Annotated in this window: 11 protein-coding genes; all 11 read right to left on the reverse strand. The window is 73.5% G+C overall.

What is annotated here, in order from left to right:
- Positions 1 to 18 precede the first annotated feature (18 nt).
- The 11 genes from GD748_RS19545 to GD748_RS12930 all read right to left on the reverse strand — a co-directional run bounded on the left by GD748_RS19545 (position 19) and on the right by GD748_RS12930 (position 17,804).
- Positions 19 to 6,267: an Ig-like domain-containing protein gene (locus tag GD748_RS19545; protein WP_193312934.1), complete on the reverse strand. Its 6,249-nt coding sequence runs from the start codon at positions 6,265 to 6,267 to the stop codon at positions 19 to 21.
- A gap of 133 nt (positions 6,268 to 6,400) precedes the next feature.
- The gene (locus GD748_RS12885; RefSeq protein WP_452176689.1) at positions 6,401 to 7,105 is read right to left on the reverse strand and encodes a hypothetical protein; all 705 of its coding nucleotides are present in this window, start codon (positions 7,103 to 7,105) and stop codon (positions 6,401 to 6,403) included.
- Between the two features lie 12 nt (positions 7,106 to 7,117).
- Entirely contained in the window at positions 7,118 to 8,662 is a 1,545-nt protein-coding gene (locus GD748_RS12890) for a serine/threonine-protein kinase (RefSeq protein WP_152195567.1), read from the reverse strand.
- Positions 8,659 to 10,449, reverse strand: coding sequence for an FHA domain-containing protein (locus GD748_RS12895; RefSeq protein ID WP_152195568.1), 1,791 nt, complete (start codon positions 10,447 to 10,449; stop codon positions 8,659 to 8,661). Before GD748_RS12895 ends, GD748_RS12890 begins: the two co-directional genes overlap by 4 nt.
- A complete protein-coding gene (locus tag GD748_RS12900; protein WP_226921290.1) occupies positions 10,446 to 11,297 on the reverse strand; it encodes a PP2C family protein-serine/threonine phosphatase in 852 nt (283 codons plus the stop codon). Before GD748_RS12900 ends, GD748_RS12895 begins: the two co-directional genes overlap by 4 nt.
- 142 nt (positions 11,298 to 11,439) lie before the next feature.
- A complete protein-coding gene (locus GD748_RS12905; RefSeq protein ID WP_152195570.1) occupies positions 11,440 to 12,942 on the reverse strand; it encodes an alpha/beta hydrolase family protein in 1,503 nt (500 codons plus the stop codon).
- Positions 12,943 to 13,113: 171 nt separating this feature from the next.
- On the reverse strand, positions 13,114 to 14,070 hold the full coding sequence (gene era / locus GD748_RS12910; protein WP_226921345.1) for a GTPase Era: 957 nt from the start codon (positions 14,068 to 14,070) through the stop codon (positions 13,114 to 13,116).
- 23 nt (positions 14,071 to 14,093) lie between these two features.
- Entirely contained in the window at positions 14,094 to 15,401 is a 1,308-nt protein-coding gene (locus GD748_RS12915; RefSeq protein ID WP_226921292.1) for a hemolysin family protein, read from the reverse strand.
- A gap of 6 nt (positions 15,402 to 15,407) precedes the next feature.
- On the reverse strand, positions 15,408 to 15,860 hold the full coding sequence (ybeY, locus tag GD748_RS12920) for an rRNA maturation RNase YbeY (protein ID WP_152195572.1): 453 nt from the start codon (positions 15,858 to 15,860) through the stop codon (positions 15,408 to 15,410).
- Positions 15,857 to 16,918: a PhoH family protein gene (locus tag GD748_RS12925; RefSeq protein ID WP_152195573.1), complete on the reverse strand. Its 1,062-nt coding sequence runs from the start codon at positions 16,916 to 16,918 to the stop codon at positions 15,857 to 15,859. The genes ybeY and GD748_RS12925 overlap by 4 nt, the downstream gene beginning before the upstream one ends.
- A 97-nt stretch (positions 16,919 to 17,015) precedes the next feature.
- The gene (locus GD748_RS12930; RefSeq protein WP_152195574.1) at positions 17,016 to 17,804 is read right to left on the reverse strand and encodes a 16S rRNA (uracil(1498)-N(3))-methyltransferase; all 789 of its coding nucleotides are present in this window, start codon (positions 17,802 to 17,804) and stop codon (positions 17,016 to 17,018) included.
- Positions 17,805 to 17,809 lie beyond the last annotated feature (5 nt).

Below are 17,809 nucleotides of genomic sequence, written 5' to 3' on the forward strand. Positions count from 1 at the left end.
GCAGGCGCTGGAGCTCGCTCACCCGGGTGGTGCGTCCGGCCAGCGGAGCGAGGCCTTGCGGGTTACCGGCCCCTCGATGAGGACGGTGATGGTCTCGCCGGGGTAGCCGAAGAACATCGGGGTGGTGAGGGTCCCGGCGCCGTTCCTGATCGTGTGGACCTTCTTGTTGTGGATGGAGTCGCTGATCGACGGACCAGTGCCTCTCGGCATGCTCGTGTCGAAGGTGACCTTGTAGTTGCCGGCGGGCAGGTCCCAGTACCGCATGTCCAGGTGCGCGCACGAGCGGTGCACACACCTGTCCGGGTACTGCGCGGGACGGGTCCGGCTCACCGCGACCCGCGGGTTCGCCGGGTCCTTGCCAGAGGTCGCCTGAGCACTGTCCCGCGTGACCTGGCCGTCCGACCGGGTGACCTGGATCTCGCCACGGTAGGTGGTCGAGTAGGCGTCTCCCACGGTGCGGTTGCCGCTCGCGCCGACGCTCTGCCAACCTCCCCAGCCGCCGTTGTCGTTCGTGAAGCGGACCTGGATGGCGGTGATGTCCCGGCCGTTGCCGTCCGGCGCGTTCCAGCTGAACGTCGCGGACTTGGCGTTGCCGCTCGCGCGCATAGAAGGGTTCGCCAGCGGGCCGTACGGGACGGCCGAGGCAGAAGCACCGGACGGGTCGCCCGCGTAGGTGTTCATCGCCCGGACCCGGAAGGTGTAGCTCTGCCCGTTGTTGAGGCCGGTCACCACCCGGTCGGTACGCAGGTTCTGCCAGCCGCCGCCGTTGACGCTTACCTGGTACTGCTTGATCGGGTCACCGTTGGGCTGGGCGTTGCTGAACGCCAGCTCCACCTGGCCGTTCTTCCCGTTCGCGGACGCGCTCGGCGTTCCAGGTGCCGAAGGCTTGACGAAGCTGCGCACCGGCGCGGAAGCCTGGCTCGTCTCACCCCAACCTGCCTTGTTCATGGCCCGTACGGTCGCCGTGTAGCTCGACCCCGCCGGTGCGTCCTCGGTGAAGGTCGTGGTCGAGCCGGGGACGGTGAACTGCCGGAACTGGGCGCCCTCACGCAGGATCGTCACCTCGTACTGGGACACGGCGTCACCGTTGGCGAACGGCGCCTCCCAGCTGCCGGTGATCTGTGCCGCCACCGGTGAGTCCACGCGCTGCACCCGCGGCGCGGCGGGAGCGTCGGGCACGCCGGCCGGGATCTCGCCGGCGGACCAGCCCGACCACTCCGACGGGTCGGGCGCAGCGTTCCGCGCCCGCACCTGCACCTGGTACTCCTGACCGTTGGTCAGCCCGGTCCACGTGTAGCTCGTGCCGCTGACGTTGACCTGCCCGGAGCCGACGGCCGGCGAGATCATCAGGTCGTACGACTCGATGGGCGAGCCCGCGGTGTCCGGGGCCGTCCAGGCGACGTCCAGCTGCCCGTCACCGAAGGTCAGGGTCGGCGGGACCGGCCGCTCGGGCTTGACGTCGGGCCGGGCGACGGCCGACTGGCCGGACGGCTCGGAGTCGCCGACGGAGTTGGTCGCCGTCACCGTGAAGGTGTACTCGACGTTGTTGGTCAGGCCACTGATCGTGCAGGTGGTCGTGGCGCACTGTGTGGTGGACCCGGTCGTCTCGACCGTGTACCCGGTGATCGGGGCACCGTTGTTCGCCGGGGCCTGCCAGGACAGCACCACGGTGCGGTCGCTGACCTCCTCGACCCGCGGCGGGGAGGGCCTCTCCGGGACGCCGATGACGTTCATCGTGATCCGGGCGTCGACGTCCCGGCGGGGGTCACCGGTGGCGTCTCTGACGGTGTACCGGGCGACGACTCGCCCGACGTAGTCTGCGCCCGGAGTGATCGAGACCTGAGACCCGTCGGGAGAGACCGCCGCGTCACCCGTCTCGGGCAGTGCCTCGATCAGCTGCAGGGGCTCGTCCGGGAACGGGTTGTAGGCACCCGCGAGCACGTCGGCCGTGACGGTGTCGCCCTGGTCGACCGTGCCGAGGTCGTGGTCCGTGATCCCGGCGAGCGGCCTGGTGGACTCGACCACCGTGGCGGTGACGGTGCCGAGGACCGGCTCGTTGACCGGGTCGGACACGGCGATCCGGATGTCGCCGACGGTGCCGGCGAGGGTGTCCGCCGGGACCTCCACGGAGAGGAAGGGTCCGTCGAGGGACGCCTCGAAGCCGTCCGGGAGGTTCTCGATCTCGTAGTCGAGGTCGTTGAACTCGCCGGGGTCGGTCTCCTGCACGAGGTTGCGCAGGTTCAGGGTCGTCGGTCCCTCGGCCGGGGCCACCTCCACGGAGCCGCCCGCGAACGTCGGAGGCGTGTTGCCCCCGTCAGGCAGCACCGTGACCGGCAGCGTGAGCACGGAGGCGAGGCCGTCCTGCGCCGTCGTGCCGTCGGTGACGGTGAAGGTGATCGAGGCCGGGCCGGAGAAGCCGTCGGCGGAGGTGAACGTCAGGGTCGTGTCGTCCACCACGGGGCTCGCTCCGTTGGAGTTGGTGGCGCTGACCGAGGCGGCGTCCGTCAGGCGCACGTCGTTGCCGCTGGGGGCAACGACGTAGTCGGCCAGCGGGATCTCGACCGTCTGTCCGGTCAGGACCTCGATGTCGGCGACGTCGGTGCGCAGCACCGGCCCGGTGTCCTCCACGCCGGGCACGTCGACGAAGGCGAAGGCGGTCTGCCCGTCGACGTCCTCCACCTGGTAGGTGATGACCTGGCGCGTCGGCTGCACGGGCGCCTGCACCTGGTTGTCGACCACGCTCACGCCCTCGGGGGCGTCCGGCACGCTCACCCGCAGGGCCTCGGCGGTGCCGTCGAGGTCGTCGTCGTTCTCGAGCACCGGGACGGTCACCGTGTCGTGCTCGATGATGTCGGCGGCCTGGACGAGGTCGTCGCGTGCGATCGGCGGCACGAGCGGGGCGTCGGGCGAGACCGACACCGTGAGCAGCCCGGTGTCCTGACCGCCGCGGGAGTCCGTCACCCGGTACGCGAGGGTGAAGGTGGTGGTCTCCTCGGGCGTGATGATCTTCAGGCGCTGGTCCTCGACGCCGATCTCGACGCCGTCGACCGGGTCGAAGGCCTCGCCGTCGCCCTGGTCCGCGAGGTACAGCGGGTCGCCGTCGGGGTCGGTGTCGTTGGTGAGGACGTCGACCGTGACCTCGCGGCCGGGGCGTGCCTCGATGGCGTCGTCCTGGGCCTGCGGGGAACGGTTGCTCTCCGGCGGCGGGACGACTCCGACGCGGACCGGCGCCGTGGCCACGAGGCCGAGCCGGTCGCGCACGGTGTAGGTGAACTCGTCGGTCCCCGACTCGTGCCCGTACGCCTCGTAGTCGAAGTAGCCCGGGCCGATCTCCGTGATGCGGCCGAGCTGGGGCGCGGCGCCGGTGCCGAGGAGCTGCACCGAGTCGCCGTCGGGGTCGATCCCGAACAGCGGCACCTGGATGCGGATCTCCTCGCCGGCGAAGGCGCGGGTCTCGATCGGTGTGGGCTGGGGGGCGCCGTTGTGCTCGCTGGGCGCGTTGACGTGCACCGTCACCTGCGCCGAGCCGGAGTTGCCGGCCGAGTCGGTGATCTCGTACACGGCCGTGACTGTCTGCGGCTGGTCCGGCGCCCGGAAGCGGATCGTCTCGCCCGAGACGAAGAACTGGCCGCGGGAGGCGTCGGGCTGCTCCGCGAGCTCGTTCTGGAGCTTGAACTCCAGGCCCGAGGGGTGGGAGTCGTTCTGCAGCACCGGGATGGTCACGAAGTCCCCGGCGCGCACGGACGCCGTGTCCGGCTCGGCGACCGGGGGCTGCGGGGCCTCGTCGCTGCCGACGGGCAGGACGACGACCTCGCCGACGGCGGTCGCGGAGCCGTTGGAGACGGTGTACTCGAACCGGGTCGCCTCGGTGAGGGTGGTCTGCGAGCTGATCTTGAGGATCCGGTGCTCCAGGACGGAGACGACGAGCCCGGAGTCCGCGGGCACCGAGACCTGCTGGACGGCGAGGAGCCGGCCGGAGGGGTCCTCGTCGTTGCCGAGGACGTCGACGAGGACGCTGCCCCCGGCGGGCAGCAGCGCCGTGTCGCGCACCGCGACGGGCGGACCGTCGGTGCTCTCGACGACCTCCACCCGCACCAGGCCGGTGGCGTCCTTGCCGGAGTCGTCGACCACCACGTACGTCAGGTAGTACGTCCCCGCCGTCTCGGCGCTGAACCGGAAGGTACCGGCGTCGAGGTCGGGATCGACGGTGGCGTCCCCCGTCGGGTTGACGCGCGCGAGGCGCAGCGGCTCGCCGTCGGGGTCGGTGTCGTTGGCGATCGGCTCGACCAGGACCTCCTCGCCGACCGTGGCCCGCACGTAGTCGAAGACCGGCACGGGCGGGAGCGAGGCGCCGTCGCGGACGTCGACCTCGACGACGACGTCGGTCGTCTCGCGCGCGTCCGAGACGGTGACGGTGACCTGCTTGACGCCGCCGGAGATCCCCAGGTCCTCGAACGTGACGGCGCCGTCCGGGGTGTACCGCACGATGTCCTCGGTGCTGCCGGTCGCGCCGGTGACGAGCATCTCGTCACCGTCGGGGTCGCGCATGTCGGCGAGCACGTTGACCGTGCCGGTCGCCCCGGAGGTCAGGGTGAGCTGGATCGGCCGGACCTGCTCGGGTGCGGAGTTCTGCGACTCCGGCACGACCCGCACCGTGGCCGTCGCGCTCGCCTCGCCGCCCCGGCCGTCGTCGACGGTGTAGCTGAGGGCCCCTGAACCGCCGGCGGCGCCGTCGGGCACCTGGACCTGCAGCGCCCGGCCACCCATGACCGGGCGGACCTCGCCGACCGAGGCGGGCATGCCCTCGAAGCTCGCGACGGCGAGCAGGTCGCCGTCCGGGTCGGTGTCGTTGGCGAGGACCTCCAGCACGGTGGTGGACCCCGGACGCACGCCGAAGTCGTCGTCCTCGGCGATCGGGGGACGGTTCTCGGACTCGCGGTCCAGCGGGATCTCGTCGGTGATGTCCTGCTGGGACTCCTCCTCGAGCTCGTCCGTGGCGTCGGGCGGGGTGACGTCGTCCCAGTTCTCGACGATCGTCATGGACTCGTTGACGAGGTAGACGGTCCCCGTGAGGGTGTCGTTGAGGACCACCAGGTCACGGTTGGTCCGGAACTCGAGTGCGGCGGTGTCGGCCGTCGTCGGGATCGGTGTCTCCTGTGCCTCGCTCCCGCCGCACTGCTGCAGGTAGGTGGGGGCGGCGCCCGACCAGGCGGCGTGCGTGCAGCCGGCCACGACGACCGGCGCGGCCGGGCTCCCACGCCCCGGGGCGCGCAGCACCGTCGGCTCGCCGCCGCCGAGGGGGACGCGCACCAGGGCGTCAGCTGTGGCGAGGACGACGTCCGGGGCGTCCGCGCCCACCTGCTGCAGCCGCACCTCGCTGACGTCGAGGTCGAGGTCGGTGAGGTCGACGGGGTCCGAGCCGGGCCGCAGGACGAACAGCTCGTCCTCGGCGGTCCGGGTGAGGACCACGGGCTCGGTCCCGACCGCGGTGACCTGGTTCGTGGCGCCGTCGAGCACGGCCGGCTCGACGCCGAGCTCGGCGACGTCGAGCTCGACGGCCTCGACCTCCTCGCCGGCCTCGGCCTCGGCGGCCGCCTCGGCCTGGAGTCGCTCGGTGCCCTTGGGCACGGTGGTCACCGTGGCGTCCTGGGTGGAGACGCCGTAGACGGTCCCGTCCTCCCCCACCGCCATCGCGGCGTTGGCGCCGAGGGACGCCTGCGGCGGGCGCTCGTCGTCGCCGAGCTGGCCGGCGGCGTTGGTCGGCGCGGTGTGCAGGTTGCCCGAGCCGAGGTCGAGGAGGCCGAGCACGCCGCCGCCGAGGCCGACCTCGTGGTCGGCGGGGAGCGTGATGCCGCCGGAGGTGGAGACCGTCGCGGGGTCGAGCTGGGACAGCAGGGCGGTGCCGGCGTCGGCGACGAAGACGGTGCTGCCGTCCTGGAGCACGTCGATGTCGTCGCTGGCCGCGGTGACGGAGCCGTCGAGCTGCTGGACCGGGTAGTTCACCCGGCCGACGAGCAGCTCGGAGGAGTTGGTGACCCAGACGCCGCCGTCGTTGAGCTCGACGTCCGCGGTGGCGACGCCGTCGTAGAGCAGGCCGGCCGCGACGACCGTGCCGGCGACGAGGCTCAGGACGGTCGCGCTGGCGACGCGGCGACGGGCCTGGCGCTTGCGCTCCGCGCGCCGGCCCGTGGTCCGGCCGGTTGCGGTGGCACCGGGGGTGCCGCCGCTCTGGCCGCGCTCCGGACGCGTTCTGCCCCGCAATCGCACGCAGTTCTCCCCTGAAAGTCCCTGCCGTGGGTCGAAGGTCCCCGACCGGGACCACTAGCGATGGTAACGCAGGGGTGCGTCCGGAACCTGTCCCGGTCGTGGGGAGAACTCCCCACCGCGGCGGCCCCGTGGGTCAGTCGACCTCGGCGAGGTCCTTCGCCTCGTCGAGCATCGGCAGCTCCTCGGGCACCACCAGCCGCGAGGCCACGGCGTGCTCGACCAGGCGGGCGCGGCGGTTGACGGCGAGCTTTCCGGGGGCGCCGCGCAGCCCGCGCACGCCGTAGCGGTGGAGCTTCTCACACACGTTGTCGAGCTTGCGGTTGAAGCGGGTCAGGGCCCAGCCGAGCCGGGCGGCGGCCTGCGCGGAGGTGGGGATGGTCGCGGTGGAGCCGCGTCCGTTGAGCACCGGCTCGGCCAGGGCGAGGACGAGGAGCCGCTGGCTCTCGGTGAGGGTGACCGGGCCGATCGTGGTCTCGCCCAGCTCGAGCTCCTCCGCGGGCCGGGTGGGCAGGAAGGTGGGGTCGTCGTTCTCGAGGCACAGCTCGTAGGTGGTCGGTCCGGCCGTGAAGAGCACCGTGGTGCGCGCGTACACCACGGGCAGCCGGGCACCGGGGGCGAGCCAGGCCTGGGTGTTGCCCTCGGGGTCGGCGATGGTGGCCGACAGCCGCGAGCCGACGTTCTCCAGCCACCACAGGCCCTCGTGGTGGGAGACCTCGAGGAAGCGCCGGTGCAGGTAGGGGTTGTCGTCGATCTCGAGCGGCCCCTCCCGGCCGATCACGAAGGACTCGTCGTCGCTGACGGTGAACCAGTCACCGCAGAACTCGAGCTGCATCGCCATGTGTTGCTCCTCTCACTCCACGCAGGTCTCGGCCGGCTGCGTCGACGTCCTGCCGTTCTCCAGGCGGGCCTTGACCGCCACGCACACCTGGCCGTCCGCCTCGACGACGGCCGTCGGCTCGTCGGAGGGGTGGACCTGGGTGTCCGCGCCGGGGTCGGTGCGCTGCCAGGTGTAGCTCAGCCCGTCCTCGCCGGCGAGATCCTCCGGCGGCGCCCAGGTGAACGTCACCGTGCCCTCCGAACGGGTGCCGCTCAGGTCGGCCGGGGCCGGGACCTGCTCGGGGATCGGGATCCCGGCACCGGGCTCCGCCGTGGGCTCGGGCGGCGTCTCGCCGCGCAGGGCGCCCGCACCGAGGACGAGCCCGACGACGACGACGAGCACACCCACCGCGGCGGCGACCAGCGGACCACGACGGCGCGGGCCCGCGCTCTCCTCCACGTCCTCGGCCACCTCGCCGCCGCGGAGCTCGGTGGCCCCGAGACTCGCCTCCTCCCAGCCGGCAGACGCCTGCCGCTGGGCACCGGCGACGGTGGTCGCGCCGCGGACGACCGTGCGGTCCTCCTGCTCCGCCGGGCTGCCCGCGCGGTGCGGGTCGACCTCGACGACCTGCCGCACCACCGTGCGGTTGTCGCCCCCGTCCCCGCCGGAGGCGCCGTCGGCCGGGGCGGGTGCGCCACCCATCCACGAGGTGTCCGGCACCTCGATGTCGGTCATCGGCAGCCGCAGCTCCTGCTCGATGACCTGCAGGGCGCGGCCGAGGTCGAGCGCCGAGCCGTACCGGTGCGAGGGGGTCTTGGCCATGCCGCGGGCGAGCACGCGCTCGAGCGAGGGCGGCACGTCGCCGCGCCCGATCGGCGGCACCGGGTCACGGCGGATCCGACGGGTGTAGTCGAGCCGTGTGTTGGGACCACCCGGCCGGGTGAAGGGCGACCGGCCGGCGAGGAGGGTGTAGATCGTGGCGGCGAGGGAGTACACGTCCCCGGTGACGCCGACGGCGGGGTGCCCCTCGACGGACTCCGGCGGCGCCCACGGGATCGAGACGCCGGCGGTCTCCTCGACGGTGGTGCTGGTGAGCCCGGCGATGCCGAAGTCGGTCAGGGCCGGGCGCCCGTACTCGGTGGTGAGCACGTTGGCCGGCTTGATGTCGCGGTGCACGATCCCGGCCCGGTGCGCGGTCTCGACCGCACCGGCCAGCCGGATGCCGATCCCGACGGCCTCGGCCACCCCGAGGGGCCGGACCTTGAGCCGCTCGGCGAGGTTGGGCAGCGGGCAGTACTGCATCACCAGGTACGGCCGGCCGTCCGGGGCCTGGGCGGCGTGGTAGATCGCGACGATCGAGGAGTGCCCGGACAGGCGGGCCATGAGGTTGGCCTCGGCGACGAACTGCTCGCGGGGCTGTCCCTCGGTCGCCTCCCGGGTGAGGACCTTCACCGCCACCTTCCGGTGCGGCATCTGCTGCGTGTAGAGGTAGACGTCCGCGAAGCCGCCCGAGCCGAGCAGCTTCTCGTACGTGTACCCGGCCAGCTCGGGATGCTGGGCCGCGGGACGACGGCTCACGCGTCCTCCCCCGCGCGCACGACCGTGACGCTGACGCCGGAGCCGAGCTCGATCACGCCGCCGGGCGGCACGGGCACGCCGGTGCCGGGGTGGAGCCGGAACGCGGGCTGGCCGGGCAGGTTCAGCACGGTGCCATTGGTGGAGTTCATGTCGGTGACGACCACGTGGTCCCCGGCCGGTCGGATCTCGGCGTGGGTCCCGGAGATGTCGCGCTCCGGGTTCGGGACGGTGACGAGCCGAGGCACCGCGTTGCCGCGGAACCGGGTGGCCTCGGGCGCCCTGCCGAGCAGGACCGGGCGCGTCACCTCCACGCGTGCCCCGGTGGACATGAGCAGCTCGAGGGTGGGCTCCTCCGCGGGCGCCCCCTCGGTCGCGACCGCGGGTACGTCGGCAGCGGCGGGAAGGTCGCCCGCCATCACCGTCTCGCCGTCGTGGTCGCCCGGGTCCGCCGCGGCCACCGGCGCCGGCGCGGGTCGCGGCGCCCAGGGCACGGAGTCGATCAGGCCGGAGGACGCCGAGGAGTCCGCACCGGGGGCCGCTGCGGGCTCGTCGTCCCACCGCACCCGGTGCACCGGTCCGCCGGAGGCGGCGGCGTCCGCCGCGGGCGGTGCGAAGGCGTCGTCGTCCTCGTGCGGGACCTGGGTCGCCTCGAGGCCACCCGGCGGGGTCGCGGGGCCGTGGGCCGCGGGCTCGATGACGGGCTCGCCCGCCGACGGCGCCCCCGCACCCTGGGCGTCCTCGTCCGCGGACGCCGGGCTCGCGGCCGAGGACGATCTCGCGGCGACCAGCTCCTCCGCCGCGGCCTCCGCGTCCTCCGCGGCGAGCTGCTCGGTCGACCACAGCAGGTGGTCGTACTCGGCGTCGTCGGCCGGGTCCTGCTCTGCCACGTCCGCCGGGTCCGCTTCCGACGGGTCGGCGAGGTCCACGTCTGCCGAGTCCGCCAGGTCCGCGTGTGCCGGGTCCGCAACGGCCGCGTCTGCCGACGACGCCAGGTGCGCGTCTGCCGAGTCCGCCAGGTCCGCGTCAGCCGACGACGGCCGGTCCACATCCGCCGAGTCCGTCTGGTCCGCGTCCGCCGGGCCTGCCTGGTACGCGTCCGCCGCGCCGCCGTCGGGCGCGCCGACCGGGCCAGCCACTGACGCCTCCGCCGGGCCGTCGGCGGCGTCGACACCCCTCGTGCTCACCGCCGGCGACGACGGCGCCGGGCGGCCGATCGCAGCGGCGAGGGCAGGCGTGCGCAGGAGGGTGAGCTCGAGGTCCTCCTCGTCCGCGTCGACGGCGTGGTCGGCGAGCTGGAGGCCCGCGTGGTTGTCCTCCCCCGCGGCGACGTCGACGAGCGTGCGCAGCGAGTCCGCCAGGACGATGCCGCCGACGACCGGGAGCCACTCCGCGCCGCGACCGGCACCCGCGCCACCGGCAGCGAGCGGGGCCCCGGCGTCCGCGCCGCCCGCCGTGATCGTGAAGCCGGCGCCACCCGGGAGCACCTGCTCGCGCCATGTCGTGAAACCTGCACCGGTGACCTGCTCACCGCCGACGTCGACGGTCAGGTCACCACGCACGAGCACATTGAGCCCGTCGCGGTGCGCCTCGACCATCGCGAACGAGGGCAGTGCGCGGATCCCCCCGCCGGCGAGGTGCTCCACCCAGGTCCCCAGCCGGGAGCCGCTGCGGGTGAGCTCCCACAGCTCCCGGACCGCGGCAGTACCCACCTCGGGGTGCAGCAGCGCGACGGCGCCGTCCCCGACGAGAGCGATCCAGCTCCCTGTGCGGTACTCGTGCACGCTCATCCTCTCCTCGCGCCGCCGGGCAGCGTGGACCCGGTGTCGTCGTCGTCGCTCTCGGCGGGCGTGCCGCCCGTGCGCACGGTCGTCCCGGTGGTGGTGACCTCGGCCGGGGCGTCGACGACGACCACCGTGACGTTGTCGCTCGCACCGCCGTCGACGGCGCGGCAGAGCAGCGTCTGCGCGGCCTGGCCGGGGTCGGCGACGGTGCCGAGGACCTCAGCGATCTCGGCGTCCTCGAGCTCTCCGACCAGGCCGTCCGTGCACAGCAGGATCCGCTCGGCCGGGTGCACCCGCAGCATCCAGAAGTCGACGGCGCAGTCACGGCCGCTTCCGATCGCACGGGTGATGACGTTGCGGCGCGGGTGGGTCCGTGCCATGCCAGGCTCCAGCGTGCCCGCGTCCACCATCTCCTGGACGAGGGAGTGGTCGACGCTGATCTGCTCGAGGCGGTCCCCCGCGAAGCGGTAGACCCGCGAGTCGCCCACGTTGAGCACCAACCAGTACGGGTCACCGTCCTGGGTGGTGAGGATGACGCCGGCGACCGTGGTGCCGGCGACCGGGTCACGGCCGTCGGTCTCCACCCAGCCGGCCACGGTCTCGGCCGCCATGGTGCGCCGGATCCGGGCGGCGGCCTCGAGGACCGCCGCGTCCACGTCCGCGGCGGTGATGTCGCGGGCCGGCCCGCCCGCGAGCTCGCGGAAGACCTCGACGACCGTCTGGCTCGCCATCTCCCCCCGCGCGTGCCCGCCCATGCCGTCCGCGACGACGAAGACGGGTGCCTCGGCAAGGGCCGCGTCCTCGTTGACGCTCCGCCGTCCACCGGCGTCGGTGGCCACGCCCCACTGGGTCAAGATCTTGCTCCCTCTCGTGCCGGTCTGCCCCCATAGGGTGCCATGCGCGCGCCGGGCGGCCGCGCAGACGCCCGCCATCCGGCCGACCTCCGACCGATTAGGCGGCGCTCTCTCCCCCTGCCGGAGGCGGCGCACCGGTGGATCAGAGCACCGCCGGGTACACGCCCCAGTACGCGGCCGCGACCAGCAGGACGAGGCTGCCGGTCACCACGCACAGGACGCTCGCCCAGCCGAGCGCGCCTGTGCGGGACGGGCCGGTCCCCCGGTACGACCGCCATCCGGCACCGACCGTGAGGACCAGCATCACGGCGGCGAGGATGCCCACGACCTGCACGGCGAGCCAGCCGCCCTGGACCAGGAACGCGTCGTGACCGTAGTTGAGGGCCAGCGAGGCCACCCCGAGCAGGTAGGCGACGTAGACGATCCAGGTGGCCAGGGTCGCCATGCCGAGGCCCGCCGTGTAGCGGCCCAGCGGCGCACCCGCAGCACTGGGCCGGCGGCCCCAGAGGCGTGGGAGCTGGCCGGCCAGGGCGAGGACGGGGCCGGCGGCGAGCAGACCGAGACCGACGATGAACGTGACCACGATCATGTCCCCGGTGGCGTACCACCGTGGATGGTCCACCGGGTCGGCCCGGAAGGTCTGGACGGGCTCGGCGCCCGCGACCTGGGGCGCCGCGTCGGCGGTCTCGGGCAGCCCGAGGATCCACCGGGCGACGTCCTCGGTGAAGCCGTCCGCGAGCTGGCCGTCGACCCGGATGCCGTGGTTCGCGCCCTCGTAGTAGCGCAGGGTGAGCTGCTCGTTGCCCGCGACCTCGAGGTCCTCGCGCAGGATCTGCGCGCCCTGGACGATCGGCATCGAGGCGTCCGCGGCGCCGTAGACCATCAGCACCGGCTGGGTCATCCGCTCCTGGTACGGCGAGACGTCGAAGTCGAAGTACTCGAACCCCCCGCCCGGGAAGCTCCCGCCGACCAGTCTGGGGATGGCGCGCAGCAGGCGGTCGGGCACGCCGACCTCACGCAGGTAGGAGTCGGCGGCGAACGCACCCTGCTCGCGGATGGGCAGCACGGGCGCCGAGACCAGCACCACGAAGGCGACGTGCTCGCTCTCGGCCGCGGCGATCGGGGCGGACATGGCCCCCTCGCTCTCGCCGTAGACGCCCACCCGGTCCGGGTCGACCCCGGGCCACTGCCGCAAAACCTCGAGCGAGTCGAGGTAGTCCTCGGCCATGCCGGCGTAGTCGCGGGAGCGGGTGGAGTAGGTGTCGGTGCGCTTGTCGGGCACCATCGTGACGACGCCGGCGCTCGCCAGGTCCGTGGTGATGTCGGCGAAGTTCTCGTGAGTCGCCGTCCCGGCCCCGTGCATGAAGACCAGACCCGGCCGGTCGGGACCGGCGGCCGCGACCGGCGCGGCGATCGTGGCCTGGATCGTGACGTCGTCGGCGACCTGGACGTCGATCACCTGCCGCTGCACCTCGTACGTGCCCACGGGCGCGGTGCGGACGTCGCCGCCGATGGTGGTGTCCGCCGTCGCCGGCACGAGGGTGTGCTCGAGCGGCTGCGGGTTCCATCCCGGCCCGGCGAGCGAGCCGACGAGACCGAGGAGGAGCACCAGCACGATGCTGGCGGCCAGCCTGCGGTATCTCACCGGAACAGGGTAGGCGGTCGCCCTCGTCCGGCCGACCTCGGCCCGCCGCCGCGTACCGCACAGTCCCCGCCAGCCATCACTCGCCGCACCCGACCCGCCGAGCGACACGAAGCGGTCGCCAGCGCGCACCACTCAGCGGTGCGGAACGTGTCACTCGTCGCGGCTCGAACCTCAGAAGCCGAGCCGGCCGAGCAGCTTGGGGTCGCGCTGCCAGTCCTTGGCGACCCGCACGTGCAGGTCGAGGTAGACCCGTGCGCCGAGCAGCGCCTCGATGCCGTGCCGGGCGCGGGTCCCGACGTCGCGGAGCCGGGCCCCGCCCTTGCCGATGATGATCGCCTTCTGCGAGTCCCGCTCGACGTAGAGGTCCACGCGCACGTCGAGCATCGGCGGGCGCTGGTCACCCTCCTCGCGGGGTCGCTCGGTCACCTCGTCCACGAGCACCGCCAGGGAGTGCGGCAGCTCGTGGTGCACGCCCTCGAGCGCCGCCTCACGCACGAGCTCGGCGATCATGACGTTCTCCGGCTCGTCGGTCAGCTCGCCGCGCGGGTACATGGGCGGGCCGAACGGCATCCGCGCGAGCAGCAGGTCGGTGAGCAGGCCGATCTGGTCGTCCTTGACCGCGGAGACGGGCACGATCTCCGCCCACTCCCCCAGGGCCGAGACGGCGAGCAGGTGCTCGGCGAGCCGCTCGCGCGAGACCTTGTCGGCCTTGGTGGCGACGGCGACGACCGGCGTGCGCTGCTGGGTCAGCTCGCGGGCGATGAACTTGTCCCCCGGCCCGACCTTCTCGTCGGCGGGCAGGCAGAACACGATGACGTCGACCTCGGCGAGGGTCTCGCGCACCAGGTCGTTGAGCCGCTGCCCGAGCAGCGTGCGGGGCCGGTGCAGCCCGGGCGTGTCGACAAGCACCAGCTGGCCGTCCTCGCGGTGAACGACGCCGCGCACGGTGTGCCGGGTGGTCTGCGGCCGGCCGGAGGTGATGGCGACCTTCTGCCCGACCAGCGCGTTGGTCAGCGTGGACTTGCCCGCGTTGGGCCGGCCGACCAGGCAGGCGAACCCCGCCCGGTAGTCCGCCGGCCAGTCGCCGGCGTCGATAAGGCCGTCGTCGAGGGCGTTCGGCCCGGCCATCAGCTCGTCGTCGGACGGGAAGCTCATGGCTCCACCTGCGTCTCGTCGTCGTCGGTGGCGGTCCGGGCCGGTGAGGCCAGGAGGGTGGAGACCCGGCGGCGCCGGCCCTCCGCACGCTCGGCGACCAGGTGGATGCCGAGCACGTCCACAGCGGCGCCGGGCAGCGGCACCTTGCCCAGCGCCTTGGCGAGCAGACCGCCGGCCGAGTCGACGTCGTCGTCGTCGATCTCCAGCCCGAACAGGTCGCCGAGCTCGTCGATGGGCAGGCGGGCGGGGACCCGGACCGTGCCGTCGTCGAGGTGCTCGACCTCGGGCTCGGCGCGGTCGTGCTCGTCAATCATCTCCCCGACGAGCTCCTCGAGGAGGTCCTCGATGGTCACGAGCCCGGCGATCCCGCCGTACTCGTCGACCACCATGGCGATGTGCACGCTGTCGGCCTGCATCTCGCGCATGAGGTCGTCCACCAGCTTCGTCTCGGGCACGAACGCCGGCTCGCGCATGACGTCGGAGCACATGAGCCCCTCGGCGTCGGAGCGGCGGTGGACGCGGCGCATGACGTCCTTGAGGTAGAGGACGCCGAGCAGGTCGTCGGTGGACTCGCCGACGACCGGCACCCGCGAGTAGCCGGACCTGGTGAAGAGCGTGATCGCGCGGCCCAACGACTCGTCGCCGTCGATCGTGACCATGTCGGTGCGCGGGACCATCACCTCGCGCACCATGGTGCGGCCGAGCTCGAAGACGGACTGGAGCAGCTCGCGCTCCTCCTCCTCGATCTGCTCGGACTCCGAGACCCGGTCGACCATGGAGCGCAGGTCCTCCTCCCGCTCCTCCCGGGCCTCGCCGTCGGTCTGCGCGGGGCGGGGCGAGAGCGCGCGGCCGCCGCGGACGACCGCGCCGCCCACGGTGGCGAGGGCGTTGAGGACCGGTGCGAGGAGCGAGAGCACCGCCGTCGGGCTGCGACGGCCGAGCCGGCGCGGGCTGACCCCGCCGACGACCGCGAGCAGCAGGGCGGCGAAGGCGACCGAGACACCCAGCACCTGCCACCAGCGGGGCAGCAGGTCCGCCACCGCGAGGGTCAGGCACACGGCGGCGGTCATCTCGGCGAGCACGCGGACGAACCCGGCGGCGGCCACGGCCTCGGGCCGCCGCTCGACGAGCCGGGCGACGGCGTGGGCGTTGCGGCCGCCGTTGCCGGCCATCTCGGCGACGGCGGTGCGGGTCACCCGGTTCAGGGCGGCCTCACCGGCGCTGAGCGTGGCGCCGACGGCGAGGCCGAGCAGCGTCAGCACCAGCAGCCACCACTCGGGGACCTGGTCGATCATTCCCTCCATGCCGGCCTACCGCCCGGCCAGGAACGTGAGGAGGAGGCGGCGCTGGAGCGCGAACATCTCCTTCTCCTCCTCCGGCTCGGCGTGGTCGTAGCCGAGCAGGTGGAGGATGCCGTGCGTGGTGAGCAGCAGCAGCTCCTCGATGGTGGAGTGACCGGCGGTGCGGGCCTGGGCGGCGGCGACCTCGGGGCACAGCACGATGTCGCCCAGCGTGCCCTCGGTGGGCTCCTCGCCGGCGCGGCCCGGCCGCAGCTCGTCCATCGGGAACGACAGGACGTCGGTGGGCCCCGGCTCGTCCATCCAGCGCTCGTGCAGCTCGGACATGACGTCGGTCGTGACGAACAGGATCGACAGCTCCGCCTGCGGGTGGACCCGCATCTCCTCGAGCACGTAGCGCGCGAGCGCGGCGAACTCCTCGCCGTCGACCTCGTACCCGGACTCGTTCGAGACCTCGGTGCTCATCGTCCCTCCCGGTCCTGGCGCCGGCCGGGCCGGTCCGGACGGCGGGCGCCGTCGTGGTGCCGGGTGGTGGCGTCCCAGCGCTCGTAGGCGTCGATGATCTCCCCCACGAGGCGGTGGCGGACGACGTCGGCGCTGCTCAGGCGGCAGAAGGTGACGTCCTCGATGTCGTCGAGGATCTCCTGCACCACCCGCAGGCCGGAGCGGGTGCCGGTGGGCAGGTCGACCTGGGTGACGTCACCGGTCACGACGACGCGGGAGTTGAAGCCGAGCCGCGTCAGGAACATCTTCATCTGCTCGGGCGAGGTGTTCTGGGCCTCGTCGAGGATGATGAAGGCGTCGTTGAGGGTGCGCCCGCGCATGTACGCCAGCGGCGCCACCTCGATCGTGCCGGCCGCCATGAGCTTGGGGATCGACTCCGGGTCGAGCATGTCGTGCAGGGCGTCGTACAGCGGTCGCAGGTACGGGTCGATCTTGTCGTTGAGGCTGCCCGGCAGGTACCCGAGCCGCTCGCCGGCCTCGACCGCGGGCCGCGTCAGGACGATCCGGTTGACCTGCTTGGACTGCAGGGCGTGCACGGCCTTGGCCATCGCGAGATAGGTCTTGCCGGTGCCTGCCGGGCCGATCCCGAACACGACGGTGGAGGAGTCGATCGCGTCGACGTAGCGCTTCTGGCCGACCGTCTTGGGCCGGATCGTGCGCCCGCGCGAGGACAGGATGTTGGTGGTCATCACCTCCGCGGGCCGCTCCGGGCCGGGCGTGGTGAGCATGCCGATCGCGCGCTCGACGGCGTCGGTGCTCAGCGGCTGGCCGGCGCCGGCCACGGAGGCGAGCTCCTCGACGAGGCCCTCGGCGAGGGCGACGTCGCCGGCCGGCCCCGTGAGGGTCACGACGTTGCCGCGCACGTGGATGTCCACGCCGGGGAAGCCACCCTCGACGGCGCGGAGCACCTCGTCGCGATGACCGAGCAGGGTGACCATGGGAAGGTCCTCGGGGACGGTGACCTGGTGCTGGACGTGACCGGCAGGCATGCCGTCGTCGTTGGCAGGGATCTGCGACATGGGGACGGGCCGTTCGGCCCTCGTCACTCCTCGGTGTCGGGTCGGCGCAGCGGTCGCTGCACCGTCTGCAGGATATGGCACGGCCCGGGGGTTCGCCTCAGCCCCACCGGCCGAGCCGCTGGGCGAGCACGGCCAGGGCGGCGGGTCCCGCGGTGGAGGTCCGCAGGACGTGCGGCCCCACCAGCACCGGCTGGCCGCCGGCGTCCGTCAGCGCGGCGACCTCCTCGTCGGTGATGCCGCCCTCGGGGCCGACGACCACGACGACGTCGCTCGCTCCGCTTGCGTCGGCGTCGGCGGCTCCTGGGCCGGGCAGCCGGGCCGCCGCGAGCGGGACCGCGGCCTGCTCGTGCAGGACGAGGACCGCTCCGCCGGCGGCGACCGTCGCGGCGACGTCCGCGGCCAGGCCCGAGGTGCGGACCGGCTCGCGGACGGCGGGGACCCAGGACCGCCGGGACTGCTTCGCGGCGGCCAGGGCGACGGCGGACCAGCGCTGCCGGCCACGCTCCAGCTTCGGCCCGGACCACACGGACACGGAGCGGGCGGCCTGCCAGGGCACGACGGCGTCGACGCCGAGCTCGGTGGCCGTCTCGACGGCCTGCTCGTCGCGCCCGCCCTTCGCCAGCGCCTGGACGAGGACGAGCCGCACGGCGGGGGCCAGCTCCTGGGCGCGGGACTCGACGGCGACGGTGAGCTCGTCCTTGGCGGCCGCCGAGACGGTGCCGGAGACGCGCAGACCCGCACCGTCGACGAGGTCGACCCGCTCGCCGGCCCGCAGGCGCATCACGACGGCGGCGTGTCGGGCCTCGTCCCCGCGCAGCGTCACCGTCGCGCCCGGCGCGGCGTCGTCGAGGACGCCGGCCCCGGCGTGGAAGACGGCCGTGCTCATCGGGT

It is taken from the genome of Georgenia subflava, assembly GCF_009193155.1.
In the GTDB taxonomy this organism is placed as follows: Bacteria; Actinomycetota; Actinomycetes; order Actinomycetales; family Actinomycetaceae; genus Georgenia; species Georgenia subflava.